This window comes from Aminobacter sp. MET-1 (genome assembly GCF_026521175.1).
Taxonomy (GTDB): Bacteria; Pseudomonadota; Alphaproteobacteria; order Rhizobiales; family Rhizobiaceae; genus Aminobacter.
Genome location: NZ_JAMSHL010000017.1, coordinates 85,980 through 100,917, shown reverse-complemented (window position 1 = coordinate 100,917; position 14,938 = coordinate 85,980). Strand labels below are relative to the sequence as shown.

Genomic DNA, 14,938 nt, shown 5'->3' with positions numbered 1-14,938 from the left:
GGCTATCCAGAATAGGGCGGGGGAAAAATCACCCCGCAAGCGCCTGCTCCAGGTCGGCTATCAGATCGTCCCCGTCCTCGATGCCAGCCGACAACCGCACCAGCGAATCCGAGATGCCGATCTCGGCGCGTTTTTCCGCGGGGATCGACCCGTGCGTCATCAGCGCCGGGTGCTCGATCAGGCTTTCGACGCCGCCAAGGCTTTCCGCCAGCGTGAACAGCTGCGTCCGCTCGAGGAAACGTTTTGTCCCGGCGAGGTCGCGGTCCAGAACGGCAGTAATCATCCCGCCGAAAGCAGACATCTGCGCCTTGGCGATGGCATGCTGTGGATGGCTTTCGAGGCCGGGATAGATCACCCGCGTCACGTCCTTGCGCCCCTCCAGCCAGCGCGCGATTTTTTCTCCGTTGGCTGAATGCCGTTCCATGCGCAGCGCCAGGGTCTTGAGGCCGCGCAGCGCCAAAAAACTGTCGAACGGTCCCGAGATCGCGCCGATGGCGTTCTGCAAAAACTTCAGTTGGTCGGCGAGCTCCTTGTTGTCGCCCACCACCACACAGCCGCCGACCATGTCGGAATGGCCGTTGAGGTATTTGGTGGTCGAATGCACGACGATGTCGATGCCGAGTTCCAGCGGTCGCTGCAGATAGGGGCTGCAGAAGGTGTTGTCGGCGACCGACAGCACACCCTTGCGCTTGGCGAGCGCGGCGACGCCTTCGAGATCGACGACACGCAGCAGCGGATTGGTCGGCGTCTCGACCCACAGCATCTTCGTCTCCGGCCGGATCGCCGCTTCGACGGCGGCGAGGTCGGTGAAGTCGACGAAAGTCACCTGCAGCCCGGCGGTACGCTTGCGCACCCGTTCGAGCAGGCGGAACGTGCCGCCATAGATGTCGTCGGTGGCAACGATATGCGCGCCGGAGTCGAGCAGCTCGAACACCGTGCCGATGGCCGCCAGCCCGGAGGCGAAGGCGAAGCCGGCGGAGCCGCTTTCGAGGTCGGCGATGGCGCGCTCGAAGGCAAAGCGCGTCGGGTTCTGGCTGCGGGCGTATTCAAACCCCTTGTGCACGCCCGGGCTCTGCTGGCCATAGGTCGAGGTGGCGTAGATCGGCACCATCACGGCGCCGGTCGTCGGATCATGGCTCTGGCCGCCATGGATGGTGCGCGTCGAAAATGCCAGTCGGTTCTTCTGCGTGGTCATCTTGCCCGCCTTAGGTGGTTGATGAGATCGACCCGGGTGATCAGCCCGACAAATTCCTCGCCATCGAAGATGATCGCCACTTCGTTGCGGTCGAAGATCGGCAGCAGCGCGTCGAGCGTCTGGCTTGACTGCAGCGTATGCAGCTCTCTCGCCATGGCGGTCGCAACAGGGGCGTTGAAGCGCTCCCAGCGTCCGTCATAAGGGCCTTCCACCTTGGACAGGATGTCGCCCTCGTCGATGAGGCCGACAAGCTTGCCCTGGTCCAGCACCGGCAGCTGCGACACGTCCCCGCGCCGCATCCGGCCATAGGCGGTGAGCAGGTTGTCGTCGGGGCCGACGAACACTGTGCCGCCCTCGCGATGCGAACGCGCCACGAGATCGCTGAGGTCGCCATGCTGTTCGCGTTCGTCCAGCCCCTGTTCGGCCAGCCAGAAGTCGTCGAACACCTTTGACAGGTACTTGTTGCCGCTGTCGCAGACGAAGGTCACCACGCGTTTTGGCGTCTTCTGCTCGCGGCAGTAGCGCAGCGCCGCCGACAACAGCGTGCCCGACGACGAGCCAGCGAGAATGCCTTCCTTGGCGAGCAGGTCGCGCACCGCCAGCATGCTTGCCTTGTCGTTGACCGAATAGGCCTTTTTCACCAGCGACAGGTCACAGTTCGGCGGCACGAAGTCCTCGCCGATGCCCTCCACCGTCCAACTGCCGGCCTCTTCCATCTTGCCGGTCTTGACCAGCGGCGCCAGCACCGAGCCGACTGGATCGGCCAGCACCATTTCGGTCTTGGGCGATACCCTGGCGAAGAACCGCCCGAGCCCGGTCAGCGTGCCGCCTGAGCCCACGCCCACCACCACGGCATCGACGTCGCCCTTGAGCTGGTCCCAGATTTCAGGACCGGTGGTCGTCTCATGTGCCTCGGGGTTGGCCGGGTTGGCGAACTGGTTGACATAGAAAGAGCCGGGGATTTCGGCTGCGATCTTCTCGGCCATGTCCTGGTAATATTCGGGGTTGCCCTTGCCGACGTCCGAACGCGTCAGCCTCACCTCGGCGCCGAGCGCCCTGAGGTGCTGGATCTTCTCGCGGCTCATTTTGTCGGGCACCACGAGGATGATGCGGTAGCCCTTGGGGATGCCCACCTGCGCCAGGCCGAGCCCGGTGTTGCCGGCCGTCGCCTCGACGATGGTGCCGCCGGGCTTCAGCCTGCCGTCGCGCTCGGCCGCTGCGATCATCGACAGTGCGATGCGGTCCTTGATCGAGCCGCCGGGGTTCTGGCTCTCCAGCTTGATGAACAGCCGGCACAGGCCGGTATCGAAACGCTTGAGCTCGACGACCGGCGTGTTGCCAATCAAATCGAGCACAGACCTGAAGGGCGGGTGCAGGCGGCTCATGGCGGCGTCTCCCTCGTGCAGGTTGCCGGGACATATCGCATCTGGCCGGTCGGTTCATCCGCCGGTCCTCACTGGCCGCATTTACCGGCGGGGGCCCTGGCGAACAAAGGCAAGCGATTTCGTTTGCGGTCGATGCCTGAGAAGGAAATTCCGAAAGTGCTGGGGAAGTTCCCATTCGAGGGCAAAGCGATTTCGCCGTCACGCCTTGTTGACTCTCCACCTGGTGGAGCACCTACAAGGGGTCGTCATGGACGACAGGATCTACACCATCGGCGAGCTTTCGAAGCTGAGCGGCATCACTGTTCGCAAGCTCCGTTTCTATTCCGACCGTGGGCTGTTGCCGCCGACGGTCAGGGCGGAGAGCGGCTACCGAATGTACTCGGGAGCAGACCTCGAACGGCTCGGCCTCATCCTCGCTTTGCGCGATGCTGGCGTAAGCCTCGCCGAAATCGGCAACATCCTGTCGAACCGCCTCGCCATCTCGGCCGTGCTGGAGCTCAGGCTCAAGGCGCTCGAGGCGGAAATCAAGTCCAAGCGCCGTGTCGCCGCCGCCCTCAGGGCGGCCATCCGGGTCCCCGACCCGACAACAGACGACCTCAGGAGAATATGGACCGTGACAAAGCTCTCCCAGACTGAATTCCGCACCGCCATCGAACGATTCTTCGAAGACGTGGCTTCGGAAGCCAATGTCTCCCCGGAATGGAAGAAGCAGATGATCGACGCTTCGACGCCCGACCTGCCAGATGACCCCACACCGGAGCAGGTCGATGCCTGGACCGAGATCATGGCGTTCGTCTCGGACAAGGAATACGCCATGGAACTGCGCAACAGCATGTCGTCGATGTGGGACGGCGCGTTCGATCCCGCAGCCTATGCGGAAGCGTCCAATGCTACCTTCGCCCGTGTCCGCGAGGCCATCGACAGGGGTGAGATGCCGGAATCTGAAACCGGCAAGGCAATCGCCCGCGACTGGCTGGTTAGCTCGGCCCGGGCGATGAACAGGACACCCGACAAGGCGTTCCTCGACTGGCACGACAACCAGTATCGCAAGTACCATTCGCGCTCGGCCCGATATTACGAGCTGCTTCGCATCCTCAGAGGCGACCGCGAGCCCGACAAGATCAGCGAGGAATGGAGCTGGATCAACGCCGCCATGGCCGGTGCGCTGTGATCGAGTTGCCCCTCGTGGCTTGCGAATGACCTCAAACGAAAAAGGGCCCGCAATGCGGGCCCTTTGCTTTGGTCGTCCATGCTGAACCTATTCGAAGTCGCCGAGGTCGCGCACAGCACCCCGGTCGGCCGAGGTGGCAAATGCCGCATAGGCCTTCAGCGCCTTGGTCACCTTGCGCTTGCGCACTTCCGAAGGCTTCCAGCCCTTGGCGTCCTGCTCGGCACGGCGGGTGGCGAGCGTTGCTTCGTCGACCCGCAGGCTGATGGTGCGGTTGGGGATGTCGATGTCGATCATGTCGCCCTCTTGCACCAGACCGATCGTGCCGCCATTCGCCGCCTCGGGCGAAACGTGGCCGATCGACAGGCCTGATGTGCCGCCCGAGAAGCGGCCGTCGGTCAGGAGCGCGCAGGCTTTGCCCAGGCCCTTCGACTTGAGGTAGCTGGTCGGGTAGAGCATTTCCTGCATGCCGGGGCCGCCTTTCGGCCCCTCGTAGCGGATCACCACCACGTCGCCGGCCTTGATCTCGTTGGCGAGGATCGCTTTGACCGAGGCGTCCTGGCTTTCGAACACGCGGGCAGGGCCCGAGAACTTCAGGATCGACTCGTCGACGCCGGCGGTCTTCACCACGCACCCATCAAGCGCAATATTGCCCTTGAGGACGGCAAGGCCGCCATCCTTGGAGAAGGCATGTTCAGCCGAGCGGATGACGCCTTTCTCGCGGTCGAGGTCGAGCTCGTCCCAGCGGCGGTCCTGGCTGAAGGCAACCTGCGTCGGCACGCCACCGGGGGCGGCGAGGAAGAAGTCGCGCACCGCCTGGCTCTTGGTCCTGGAGATGTCCCAGTGATCGATGGCCTCGCCGATGCTTGCGGTGTGCACGGTCGGCAGGTCGCGGTTGAGCAGGCCGGCTTTGTCGAGCTGGCCGAGGATCGAGAAGATGCCGCCGGCGCGGTGCACGTCTTCCATGTGCACGTCGGACTTTGCCGGCGCCACCTTGCACAGCACCGGCACCTTGCGTGACAGCACGTCGATATCGTCCTGATCGAAGTCGATCTCGCCTTCATGGGCCGAAGCCAGGATATGCAGCACGGTGTTGGTCGAGCCGCCCATGGCGATATCGAGCGCCATGGCGTTCTCGAAGGCGCCCTTGGAGGCGATCGAACGCGGCAGCACGCTCTCGTCGTTCTGCTCGTAATAGCGCTGGGCGAGATCAACGATCAGGTGGCCCGCCTCGACGAACAGGCGCTTGCGGTCGGCATGCGTCGCCAGCGTCGAGCCGTTGCCGGGCAGCGACAGGCCAAGCGCCTCGGTCAGGCAGTTCATCGAATTGGCGGTGAACATGCCCGAGCACGAGCCGCAGGTCGGGCAGGCCGAGCGCTCGATGATCTTGACGTCCTCGTCCGAAACCTTGTCGTCGGCGGCGGCGACCATGGCGTCGACCAGGTCGAGCGCCACGTTCTTGCCGGCGAGCACCACCTTGCCGGCCTCCATCGGGCCGCCGGAGACGAAGACCGCCGGGATGTTGAGGCGCATCGCGGCCATCAGCATGCCCGGCGTGATCTTGTCGCAATTGGAGATGCAGACCATGGCGTCGGCGCAATGCGCGTTGACCATGTATTCGACGCTGTCGGCGATGATCTCGCGGCTCGGCAGCGAATAGAGCATGCCGTCATGGCCCATGGCGATGCCGTCGTCGACGGCGATGGTGTTGAATTCCTTGGCCACGCCGCCGGCCGCCTCGATCTCGCGGGCGACGAGCTGGCCGAGGTCCTTGAGGTGCACGTGACCCGGCACGAACTGGGTGAAGGAGTTTACCACCGCAATGATCGGCTTGCCGAAATCGGTGTCTTTCATGCCGGTGGCGCGCCAAAGGCCACGGGCACCCGCCATGTTGCGGCCGTGGGTGGTGGTGCGCGAACGATATGCAGGCATGGGGGCTCTCTCATACAATAGATGGCTAACAGTGGGATTGAGCCACTATCGCCCTTGCGTCAACTATTTTTCGCCCAAGCAGCCCTCTGGCATGACAACAGCGGGCATCTGCCATGCGCTGGGCGCAGCGCAGCGGACGCTCAGTCCTTTGAAATTGCCGACTTCTTGCCCTTGCGGCCGCGCCTGAGCTCGGCCACGCCCACCGTCAGGCCCATCGCCAGCGCCATGGTTGCGGCAAGCGAGCGGAAACCGCCGAAATCAGCCTCGGCCACCTCGAACCACACTCTGGCGAATTGCGCCAAGGGCGAAAACGCGCTGTCGGTGATCGCCACCACGGGCACGCCATTGGCCGACAGCACCCGTGCCTCCTCGACAGTCGCCGAGGCATAAGGCGAGAAGCTGATGGCGATGACGGCGTCCCTTGATGTGGCGAACGAGATGATCTCGGGGCTCAGGCCCGAGGCGGATTCGATAAGCTGGCTGCGCACGCCGAGCTTGCCCAGCGCATAGGCGATGTAGCTGGCAACGGGATAGGAGCGGCGGCGCGCCAGGATGTAGATGGTGTCGGCGCCGTTGAGCAGATCGACGGCACGGTCCAGCGTCTCGTCGTCGATGTTTCGCGACATCACGTCGATCGACTTGCTGGCCGCGGCCAAAAAGCCGTCAACGATGCGGCGGTTGCTGGTGCCGTCGTCGGCGTCGCCGCGCACGACGGTCAGCCGCTCCTCATAGGAGGTTGTCCGTTCCCTCAGTCGCTCGCGAAAAACCTGCTGCAGGCTGGTGAAGCCGTCATAGCCGAGATGCTGGGCGAAGCGGATAAGGGTCGACGGCTGCACGCCGGCCGACGTGGCGATGCTGGCGGCGGTGCCGAAGGCGATCTCGTCGGGATTGTCGAGTGCATAGGCCGCCACCTGGGCGATGCGCTTGGGCAGGCTCTCGCGGCGGTCGAGGATCAGCGCCCTCAGTGCCTCGAAATCGCGCGGCAGTGCCTCCGAAACCGTGTCCGCCATGTCGTCCATTCCGCCTCCGCCTGGTCCACAATAGCGCCGGGGCGACCGGCTGTCCAAATAAAATGAACTGTATGTTCCATTTTCGCCAAAATTCGACTATTCAGTCCGCCATGAGCATGATCCCCAAAAAGATCATGCTCCGGCAAAAAAGTTTGAGCCTCATTCCGACGGAATGCGAAGCTCTATAAACCGGGAGAGCGTGAAGTGACAGGCGTAGGGCTTATCGGAACCGGCTTCATGGGCAAGTGCCATGCGCTGGCGTGGAATTCGGTGCGCACGGTGTTCGGCGACGTCGACAAGGTCAGGCTCGTCCATCTCGGCGAGGCCAATGCCGACCTTGCTGCCCAACGCGCCTCCGAGCTCGGCTTCGAAAAGGCCTCCGGCGATTGGCGGGCCGTCATTGCCGATCCCGAAGTCGATGTCGTCTCGCTGACCACGCCCAACCAGTTCCACCCGGAGATGGCTATCGCCATCCTCGAGGCCGGCAAGCACCTGTGGTGCGAAAAGCCAATGGCGCCGACGCTTGCCGAGGCCGAGGCCATGGCGGCTGCCGCGCGCAAGTCCGGTAAGGTTGCCGTGCTCGGCTACAACTACATCCAGAGCCCGGCCATCCGCCACATCAGGCAGCTGCTCGACGAAAAGATCATCGGCGACGTCAACCATCTCCGTCTGGAGATGGACGAAGATTTCATGGCCGACCCCGACGCGCCGTTCTTCTGGAAGCACGAGGCAAAATCAGGTTATGGCGCCCTCGACGATTTCGCCGTCCATCCGCTGTCGCTGATTTCGGCCCTGTTCGGCCGCGTCGGAAGCGTCATGTGCGACATGGCCAAACCCTATCCCGACCGCCAGGTGTCAGGCGGCGGCCGCCGCGCCGTCGAGACCTACGACATCGCCTCCAGCCTCATCCATCTCGAAAACGGCGTCTCCGGCACGCTGCTGGTCAACCGTTCCGCCTGGGGCCGCAAGGGCCGCATCCAGGTGCAGATCTTCGGCTCCAAGGGCTCCATCGTCTTCGACCAGGAACGCTTCAACGAGATCCAGCTCTACGTCACCTCGGACCGCCCGACCGAGCAGGGCTACCGCACCATCCTTGCCGCCCCGGTGCACGAGCCCTACGGCAAGTTCATCCCCGCTCCAGGCCACGGCCTCGGCTTCAACGACCTCAAGACCATTGAATGCCGCGAACTGATCGCCCGCATCGCAGGCCAGCCGGCGCACGTCATCGACTTCGACGAGGGGCTGGAGATCGAGCGCACGGTGCACGCGATGGCACAGTCCTTTGCCGAGAAGAAATGGGTGGACGTGAGATAGGGGGAGTGATCATCCCGCCACGTCGCATCAGCCGGCAAGCATCGCCCACAGGAAAATGCCCGCGCCGATAAGGCCGAGTGCGGTCGAACCGAGCCATGCGAGGCGCTTGCGTGTCAGTGCGGCAACCGCACCCAGCGCGATCGCCACCTGAAGCAGCGCCACCGAATAGGCGAAGTAATGGTGCTTGTGGATCAGGAGATCGGCCTCCGCGTTCCGCTCGTCGCGCTGGCGCTCGAATTCCTTGGCTTTCGTCTGCGCGTCCTGTTGTTCGTTCTTGTAGCGCGCGATGTCCTTGTCGATTTGAGGTGACATGGATTTGTCGGCCAGCAACCCCTTCTGGGACTCCAGGACAACATCCTTGATGCCTTTCGCCTGGTAATAGGCCCATTGGTCGGACGCCTGGGCCTGCAGCTGCGCCGCCTCGGTCTTGAGGGCGAGTGCTTCGTTGACCGTGCTGCCGGCAAGCAGCGATGCCACCGCTGCCAACGCTGCAAACAACGCCGTCGTCAGAGCGATCGTGCGCAGCAGCGTTCCACCCTCCCGCTCCACTTCCTCGTGGATCGCTTCGTGCAATTTGTCGGTGTCGACTTCGATCTCTTCAGGCATGGATGCTCCATCGCCTTCGGCGTTTTCGCCGTTCATGCAGGAGCCGGCAAAGGGCTTCGACTTAGGCATGAGCGCAAACAGAGGCGGAAGGTGGGCAGCGGCCATCGACGGTGACGCGGAATATGCGTTTGCCTGAGCGTCGGTTTTTAGGAATTCCCTGGAACAAATCCGTGCCGCCGGCTTTGCCCGCGGCCCCCGCCGAAGGGTGGAGACCGTTCCAATTTTAATCTTATCTTATTGTTAATACTTATCTTTCTTTCACCAGCGCCGTTCACACCGATTCATGCCCGACCACTCATGATTCGCGAGGAGGCGTATGATGGAGAAGCGTTACGAACTGGTCCTGGACCCGTCCGATCTCTGGACCGTGTGGGACAACAAGACCGAGGAGCCTGCCATGCTCGGCTTCGCCCCGCTCATCGGCCTGACCAAGCCGGAGGCATCGATCGCCTGCGCCTTGCTCAACGACGTCGAACTGAAGAACCAGGCGGCGAAGGTTAAGAAGCCGCGCGGCAAGAGCGCAGCCTGACGGGCGTCGCCTGAACGATTTCCGGCCGTATCCTGCTGGAGGCGGCCGGCTTCGGCGCTGTATCGGTCCTGAGCCTGCGGTGGCTCTCAACCTGGCGAGAGTTCGCCTATTGCGCCTGCTGCGGCATCGGTGCCGGAACTGTGGCCGGTTGCTGTTGCATGCCCTGCTGCTTTTGCAGCTTGCGCTGGGCTTTCTGCTTCTTGTGCAGTTCATGCCCGGCTACGCATCCGCCCATGGCGCCAAGCACGCCGTGGTGCCCCGCGTAATGGCCGGCCACGCCGCCGGCGATCCCGCCCGTGATACAGCCAACAGCTCCGGCCTGTGACATTGGCATCGCCAATCCGGCCGCGAGCGTTCCAACAAGCATCAGCCTATTCATCGCTACACCCACGATTGCGTTAGAGCGGACGCTATCCAAGCAGCCGACAGCGCCGCGATTGTGGCGCGGACGCCTGATACGGCACGGCTCTCGCTGTTGTGATCGGCACCTTCCGCGCTTGGCCCAAACAGCGGGCAAGGCAGGCGCGACTGGCGCGATGTTGCCTCATGCCCGCTTCCGCTGATATTGCGGCCCGACCGCCTGTGCGGCTGAACGCGCCGGAACGACTGCTGATGACCAAGCTTCCCGACCTGCCGGTAACGGCGGTGCTACCGCAACTCGCCGAAGCGCTTTCGGCGGGCAACAGCGCCGTGCTGGTCGCACCGCCCGGCGCCGGCAAGACGACGCTGGTGCCGCTGGCGCTGCTCGATGCCGCCTGGCGCGGCGATGGCAGGATCGTGCTGCTCGAGCCGCGCCGGCTCGCTGCCCGCGCCGCCGCCCGCCGCATGGCCTCGCTTCTGGGCGAAGAGCCGGGCGGGGTCGTCGGCTACGCCATGCGCATGGAAAACAAGGTCAGCGCGCGGACGAAAATCCTCGTCGTCACCGAGGGCGTTCTTGCCCGCATGATTCTCGACGATCCCGAACTTCCTGGCGTCGCCGCGGTCCTGTTCGACGAGTTCCACGAGCGCTCGCTCGATGGCGATTTCGGCCTGGCTCTTGCGCTCGACGTGCAGGGCGCGCTGCGCCCCGACCTTAGGCTCATTGTCATGTCGGCGACGCTCGACGGTGCGCGCGTTTCAAGTCTGCTCGATGGCGCCCCCGTGATCGAGAGCGAGGGCCGCAGCTTTCCGGTCGACATCCGCTACGACGAGCGCCCGGCGGGCGTGGCCATCGAGGATGCCATGGCCAGGGCTATCCGCGATGCCCTTGCCGATGAACAGGGCAGCGTGCTCGCCTTCCTGCCCGGCCAGCGCGAGATCGAGCGCACCGCCGAACGCCTCGAGGGCCGCGTCGCCACGGATGTCGACGTCGTCCCCCTCTACGGCCAGCTCGATGGCAAGGCGCAGGACGCGGCTATCCGGCCAGCGCCGCAAGGCCGTCGCAAGGTGGTGCTGGCGACCGCCATCGCCGAAACCTCCATCACCATCGACGGTGTTCGCGTCGTTATCGATTCCGGCCTGTCGCGCCTGCCTAGATACGAGCCGTCGAGCGGCCTGACCCGGCTGGAGACGGTGCGCGCCTCGCGCGCCGCCGCCGACCAGCGCGCCGGCCGCGCCGGCCGCACCAGCCCCGGTATCGCCATCCGCCTGTGGCGCGCCGAACAGACGGCGGCGTTGCCGGCCTTCTCTCCGCCCGAGATACTTGAGGCCGATCTCTCCGGTTTCGTGCTCGACTGTGCCGCGTTCGGGGTCGCCGAGCCCATCACGCTCGCCTTTCTCGATCCGCCGCCCGCACCGGCCCTGGCTGAGGCCCGCACCCTGCTGCGCGAGCTGGACGCTATCGACGCCGATGGCCGCCTGACCGCATCGGGCCAGGCGATGCGCAAGCTGGCTCTGCCCGTGCGCCTTGCCCATATGGTCGCCGAGGCCGGGCGCCAGGGCGCGGGACAGGAAGCAGCCCAGCTCGCCGTACTGATGACCGAACGCGGCCTCGGCGGCGACAGCGCCGATCTCGAACGCCGTCTTTCTCGTTTCCGTTCCGAGCGTTCGCCGCGCGCCAATGCCGCCCGGCAGTTGGCCGAGCGGCTGGCCCGGCAGGTCGAGCGCGAAGCTGTGCGAGGTCCCGCGACAACGGAAGTTTCCACCCCCGGCACTCTTCTCCTCTATGCCTGGCCCGACCGTGTCGCCAAGGCGCGCGGCGAGCGCGGCCGCTTCGTGCTCGCCAATGGCAGCGGTGCGTCAGTCGATGCCGCTGATCCGCTGGCCGGCGAACAATATCTCGTCGTCGCCGACCTCCAGGGCAAAGCGCAGAACGCCCGTATCGCGTCTGCTGCCGCGGTTTCCGAGGCAGACATCCGCGCCATCCTCGCCTCGCATCTCGAACGCAAAAGCGAGGCGAGCTTCGACAGGGAAAAGCGCTCGGTCCGCGTCCGCGAGACCGTGCGCCTCGGCGCCGTGACATTGTCCGAGCGCATGCTGCCTGCGCCGAAAGGCGAGGATGCTGATCTTGCCATCCTTGAGGCGCTCCGCGCCCATGGGCTCGGCCTGCTCGATTGGGGCAAGGAGGCCGAGACCCTGCGTCAGCGTCTCACCTGGCTGCATCGCGGCCTCGGCGACCCCTGGCCCGACATGTCCGACGGGGCGCTGCTGGCAGGTCTGGAAGACTGGCTGCTGCCTTTCCTGCGCGGCGAGGCCTCCTTTGCCCGCATCGGGTCGGGCGTGCTCCATGATGCCTTGATGTCGCTCGTGCCGCACGATCTCCAACGCAGGATCGCCTCGCTCGCACCAACCCATTTCACCGCACCTTCCGGCAGCCATGTGCCGATCCGCTACGATGGCGAATGGCCTGTTCTGGCCGTGCGCGTCCAGGAGCTGTTCGGCATGGACAAGCACCCGTCGATCGCCGGCGGCACCGTGCCGCTGACGCTTGAGCTTTTGTCGCCGGCCCATCGCCCGATCCAGACGACGCGCGACCTGCCCGGTTTCTGGCGCGGTTCCTGGGCCGATGTGCGCTCCGACATGCGCGGCCGCTACCCCCGACATGTCTGGCCCGAAAACCCGTTGGAAGCGCAGGCCACCAGCCGAGCCAAGCCGCGCGGCACTTAGCTCTGGCGCGGAGGGGGCCTTGCAGCGCATATAGCGCTGATGAAATCTCTGACGCGCGCACCCGATCTCCAGCACAGCCACAGGCTCCGTCTCAACACGCTGATCCGCTTGCGCTGGCTGGCCATCGTCGGCCAGAGCATGGCGGTTGTCGTCGTCGCTTATTGGCTCGAATTCCCGCTGCCGGTCAGCCTGTGCTTTGCGCTGATCGCCAGCTCGGCCTGGCTCAACCTGTTCCTGGCCTTCCGCTATCCCGCCACCCATCGACTGAATCCGCTGGCCGCCTTTGGCATCCTCACCTTCGACAGCCTGCAGCTCGCCGGATTGCTCTACATGACCGGCGGTCTCACCAACCCGTTTTCGTTGCTGATGACGGTGCCTGTCGTCATTTCGGCGACGTCGCTGCCGCTGCGGCTCACCGCCGTCCTTGCCGGACTGGTCATTGTGATGGTCAGCGTGCTCGCCTTCTTCCACCTGCCGCTGCCCTGGTATGACGGCGTCGTTCTGGCCATGCCGTTCATCTACACGTCGGGCATCTGGCTGGCCGTCTGCTGCTCCATCGCGTTTACCGCGATGTATGCCTTCCGCGTCGCCGACGAGGCCCGCCTGTTGGCCAACGCGCTCGCCGCCACCGAACTGGTTCTCCAGCGCGAACAGCATTTGTCGGCGCTCGATGGCCTTGCCGCCGCCGCCGCCCACGAACTCGGCACGCCGCTCGCCACCATCACGCTTGTCGCCAAGGAGATGGAGCGCGCCCTGGGCAACGATCCGAAATATGGCGAGGACGTCACCTTGCTGCGCAGCCAGAGCGAGCGCTGCCGCGAGATCCTCAAGCGCCTCACCAGCCTGTCGTCGGAGGGCGAAGAGCATCTCGCCCGCCTGCCGCTCACCTCGCTGGTCGAGGAGGTCATCGCCCCGCACCGCGATTTCGGCATTTCGATCAGGCTCGACCCTGGCGAGCGCATCGGGCCTGAGCCTGTCGGCCACCGCAACCCCGGCGTGATCTACGGCCTCGGCAACCTTGTCGAAAACGCCGTTGATTTTGCCCGCAGCAAGGTCACTGTCCACTGGAGCTGGGACGAGGATCAGGTTTCGTTCTCCATTCTCGACGACGGTCCCGGCTTCCCGCACGACATCATCGACCGCATCGGCGAGCCTTACATGTCCACCCGCCAGGGTGCCGAGCCGGGTGGCGGCCTCGGGCTTGGCCTGTTCATCGCCAAGACCCTGCTCGAGCGCTCCGGCGCCGAGATCAGCTTCAGCAACTCCAGCGGCCCGGGCGAGGGCGCCATCGTCGAAATCTCCTGGCCGCGCGCCATCTTCCTCAATCCGGTGCCGGCCGGCTCGACGATGTTCGACACGGCATGAGGCAAGGACGCGGTATTCGGGGCGCGGCATTTGGACCTGTGCCATTGGACATCAAGGCTTTGCACCTATATCTGCTTGAAAAAACCATAAGAACGACTGGGATCAACGATAAAAAGGACAGAAAGCGATGACCACCCAGGACATTGCAGGCGGGCTACCGGGCGAAGACCATTCATTGCTGCTCGTCGATGACGACAAGCCGTTCCTGACGCGCCTGGCACGCGCCATGGAAACCCGCGGCTTCGCCGTGGACACTGCCGAAAGTGTCGAGGAAGCGGTCGCCAAGGTGCGCGCCAATCCGCCTGCCTACGCCGTGGTCGACATGCGCCTCGGTGATGGCAACGGCCTCGACGTCGTTTCCGCCATCCGCGAGCGCCGCGAAGACACCCGCACCGTCATCCTCACCGGTTATGGCAACATCGCAACGGCCGTCACCGCCGTGAAGCTGGGCGCCATCGACTATCTCTCCAAGCCAGCCGATGCCGACGACGTCTATGCCGCGCTGACCAACTCTTCGGGAGAGCGCGCAGCGCCGCCGGAAAATCCGATGTCTGCCGACCGCGTTCGCTGGGAACATATCCAGCGCGTCTACGAGATGTGCGAGCGCAACGTCTCGGAAACCGCACGCCGGCTCAACATGCACCGCCGTACCCTCCAGCGCATCCTCGCCAAGCGGGCGCCGAGATAAGCGAATAGTGAGTAGCGAATAGGGAACGGCGCTTGATCTTCAGGCGCCGTTTTTATTCTACTATTTCCTATTTCCTATTTCCTATTTCCTATTTCCTATTTCCTATTTCCTATTTCCTATTTCCTATTTCCTATTTCCTATTCGCTCTCGCCATCCAGTGCCGGCACTGAAACACCCGCCAGCTCCGCCGCCAGCAGACGGGCAGCGCCCGCACGGGCGATGCGCAGCATCAGCGCCTTGCGGGTGGCCGCCGCCATGCGGTGCTCTGGGGCCTCGCGCATGATCTCGGCGCCATAGCCGTCGGACAGGATGAAGCCGCACTCCTCGGGGAATATCTCGATCGGCACTTCCGGATGGGTGGCAAAGAAGAAGCGGTCGGAATGGAGCCGGTAGTCGGGCCATTTGCGGTCGGTGCGAAAATCCTCGATCGACGACTTGATCTCGATGATCCAGATGTCGCCCTGGCGCGTCAGCGCCACCAGGTCAGCGCGCCGCCCCGTGGCCAGAGACAGTTCCGGCAGCACATGGGCGCCCATCTGGGACAAAAGGCGCTGCACGCCGCGCCGCACCAGCATGGCGCGTTCCGACTGGCGTCCGTCGATGAGCGGGTTCTGGGCGAGCGGTGAAATGATCGGCATCGGCAGATCATGGCATCATTTGTT

The 14,938-nt window shown here is 64.5% G+C and carries 13 protein-coding genes; 6 read left to right on the top strand and 7 right to left on the bottom strand.

The genetic code is table 11. The features are described 5' to 3' along the window. Positions 1–28 precede the first annotated feature (28 nt). Together NDO48_RS21610 and NDO48_RS21605 are read right to left on the bottom strand one after the other, a co-directional pair. Positions 29–1,195 carry a cystathionine gamma-synthase gene (locus NDO48_RS21610; RefSeq protein WP_267322317.1) on the bottom strand — a complete coding sequence of 389 codons (1,167 nt, stop codon included), beginning with the start codon at positions 1,193–1,195 and terminating at the stop codon, positions 29–31. Next, on the bottom strand, positions 1,192–2,580 hold the full coding sequence (locus tag NDO48_RS21605) for a pyridoxal-phosphate dependent enzyme (protein WP_018425616.1): 1,389 nt from the start codon (positions 2,578–2,580) through the stop codon (positions 1,192–1,194). The genes NDO48_RS21610 and NDO48_RS21605 overlap by 4 nt, the downstream gene beginning before the upstream one ends. 247 nt (positions 2,581–2,827) lie before the next feature. Between NDO48_RS21605 and NDO48_RS21600 the strand changes: the two genes are divergently transcribed. Further along, positions 2,828–3,751 carry a MerR family transcriptional regulator gene (locus NDO48_RS21600; RefSeq protein ID WP_267322316.1) on the top strand — a complete coding sequence of 308 codons (924 nt, stop codon included), beginning with the start codon at positions 2,828–2,830 and terminating at the stop codon, positions 3,749–3,751. An 87-nt stretch (positions 3,752–3,838) separates the two neighbouring features. On the opposite strand, the gene ilvD is transcribed toward NDO48_RS21600, so the two are convergent. After that, positions 3,839–5,680: a dihydroxy-acid dehydratase gene (gene ilvD, locus NDO48_RS21595; RefSeq protein ID WP_018425618.1), complete on the bottom strand. Its 1,842-nt coding sequence runs from the start codon at positions 5,678–5,680 to the stop codon at positions 3,839–3,841. Between the two features lie 140 nt (positions 5,681–5,820). Then, positions 5,821–6,699: a MurR/RpiR family transcriptional regulator gene (locus NDO48_RS21590; protein ID WP_018425619.1), complete on the bottom strand. Its 879-nt coding sequence runs from the start codon at positions 6,697–6,699 to the stop codon at positions 5,821–5,823. 195 nt (positions 6,700–6,894) lie between these two features. Here NDO48_RS21590 and NDO48_RS21585 point away from each other — a divergent pair, with 195 nt between their 5' ends. After that, positions 6,895–8,004 carry a Gfo/Idh/MocA family protein gene (locus NDO48_RS21585; protein WP_267322315.1) on the top strand — a complete coding sequence of 370 codons (1,110 nt, stop codon included), beginning with the start codon at positions 6,895–6,897 and terminating at the stop codon, positions 8,002–8,004. A 27-nt stretch (positions 8,005–8,031) separates the two neighbouring features. Here NDO48_RS21585 and NDO48_RS21580 read toward each other — a convergent pair whose 3' ends face one another. Continuing rightward, entirely contained in the window at positions 8,032–8,610 is a 579-nt protein-coding gene (locus tag NDO48_RS21580) for a DUF4337 domain-containing protein (RefSeq protein ID WP_267322314.1), read from the bottom strand. Positions 8,611–8,926: 316 nt separating this feature from the next. On the opposite strand from NDO48_RS21580, the gene NDO48_RS21575 reads away from it, so the two are divergent. Then, positions 8,927–9,139: a hypothetical protein gene (locus tag NDO48_RS21575; RefSeq protein WP_018425622.1), complete on the top strand. Its 213-nt coding sequence runs from the start codon at positions 8,927–8,929 to the stop codon at positions 9,137–9,139. Positions 9,140–9,245: 106 nt separating this feature from the next. On the opposite strand, the gene NDO48_RS21570 is transcribed toward NDO48_RS21575, so the two are convergent. Next, entirely contained in the window at positions 9,246–9,506 is a 261-nt protein-coding gene (locus NDO48_RS21570) for a hypothetical protein (RefSeq protein WP_198292834.1), read from the bottom strand. Positions 9,507–9,751: 245 nt separating this feature from the next. Between NDO48_RS21570 and hrpB the strand changes: the two genes are divergently transcribed. From hrpB to NDO48_RS21555, 3 genes are all read left to right on the top strand, one after another. Continuing rightward, positions 9,752–12,223, top strand: a complete 2,472-nt coding sequence (hrpB, locus tag NDO48_RS21565; protein ID WP_267322313.1) for an ATP-dependent helicase HrpB — start codon at positions 9,752–9,754, stop codon at positions 12,221–12,223. Between the two features lie 39 nt (positions 12,224–12,262). Next, positions 12,263–13,588, top strand: coding sequence for an ActS/PrrB/RegB family redox-sensitive histidine kinase (locus NDO48_RS21560; RefSeq protein WP_018425625.1), 1,326 nt, complete (start codon positions 12,263–12,265; stop codon positions 13,586–13,588). A 127-nt stretch (positions 13,589–13,715) separates the two neighbouring features. Further along, positions 13,716–14,276, top strand: a complete 561-nt coding sequence (locus NDO48_RS21555; protein WP_018425626.1) for an ActR/PrrA/RegA family redox response regulator transcription factor — start codon at positions 13,716–13,718, stop codon at positions 14,274–14,276. A 137-nt stretch (positions 14,277–14,413) separates the two neighbouring features. Here the strand turns inward: NDO48_RS21555 and NDO48_RS21550 are convergent, their stop codons facing one another. Continuing rightward, positions 14,414–14,914 (bottom strand): MmcB family DNA repair protein, encoded by a 501-nt coding sequence (locus NDO48_RS21550; protein ID WP_018425627.1) that lies wholly within the window; start codon positions 14,912–14,914, stop codon positions 14,414–14,416. Positions 14,915–14,938: the final 24 nt, after the last annotated feature.

Bases quoted from the DNA above. Each gene is read 5' to 3' on its own strand.
- hrpB (WP_267322313.1), top strand. From the start codon at position 9,752: ATGACCAAGCTTCCCGACCTGCCGGTAACGGCGGTGCTACCGCAACTC.
- NDO48_RS21550 (WP_018425627.1), bottom strand. From the start codon at position 14,914: ATGCCGATCATTTCACCGCTCGCCCAGAACCCGCTCATCGACGGACGC.
- NDO48_RS21575 (WP_018425622.1), top strand. From the start codon at position 8,927: ATGATGGAGAAGCGTTACGAACTGGTCCTGGACCCGTCCGATCTCTGG.
- NDO48_RS21600 (WP_267322316.1), top strand. From the start codon at position 2,828: ATGGACGACAGGATCTACACCATCGGCGAGCTTTCGAAGCTGAGCGGC.
- ilvD (WP_018425618.1), bottom strand. From the start codon at position 5,680: ATGCCTGCATATCGTTCGCGCACCACCACCCACGGCCGCAACATGGCG.
- NDO48_RS21605 (WP_018425616.1), bottom strand. From the start codon at position 2,580: ATGAGCCGCCTGCACCCGCCCTTCAGGTCTGTGCTCGATTTGATTGGC.
- NDO48_RS21610 (WP_267322317.1), bottom strand. From the start codon at position 1,195: ATGACCACGCAGAAGAACCGACTGGCATTTTCGACGCGCACCATCCAT.
- NDO48_RS21590 (WP_018425619.1), bottom strand. From the start codon at position 6,699: ATGGACGACATGGCGGACACGGTTTCGGAGGCACTGCCGCGCGATTTC.
- NDO48_RS21560 (WP_018425625.1), top strand. From the start codon at position 12,263: ATGAAATCTCTGACGCGCGCACCCGATCTCCAGCACAGCCACAGGCTC.
- NDO48_RS21580 (WP_267322314.1), bottom strand. From the start codon at position 8,610: ATGCCTGAAGAGATCGAAGTCGACACCGACAAATTGCACGAAGCGATC.
- NDO48_RS21555 (WP_018425626.1), top strand. From the start codon at position 13,716: ATGACCACCCAGGACATTGCAGGCGGGCTACCGGGCGAAGACCATTCA.
- NDO48_RS21570 (WP_198292834.1), bottom strand. From the start codon at position 9,506: ATGCTTGTTGGAACGCTCGCGGCCGGATTGGCGATGCCAATGTCACAG.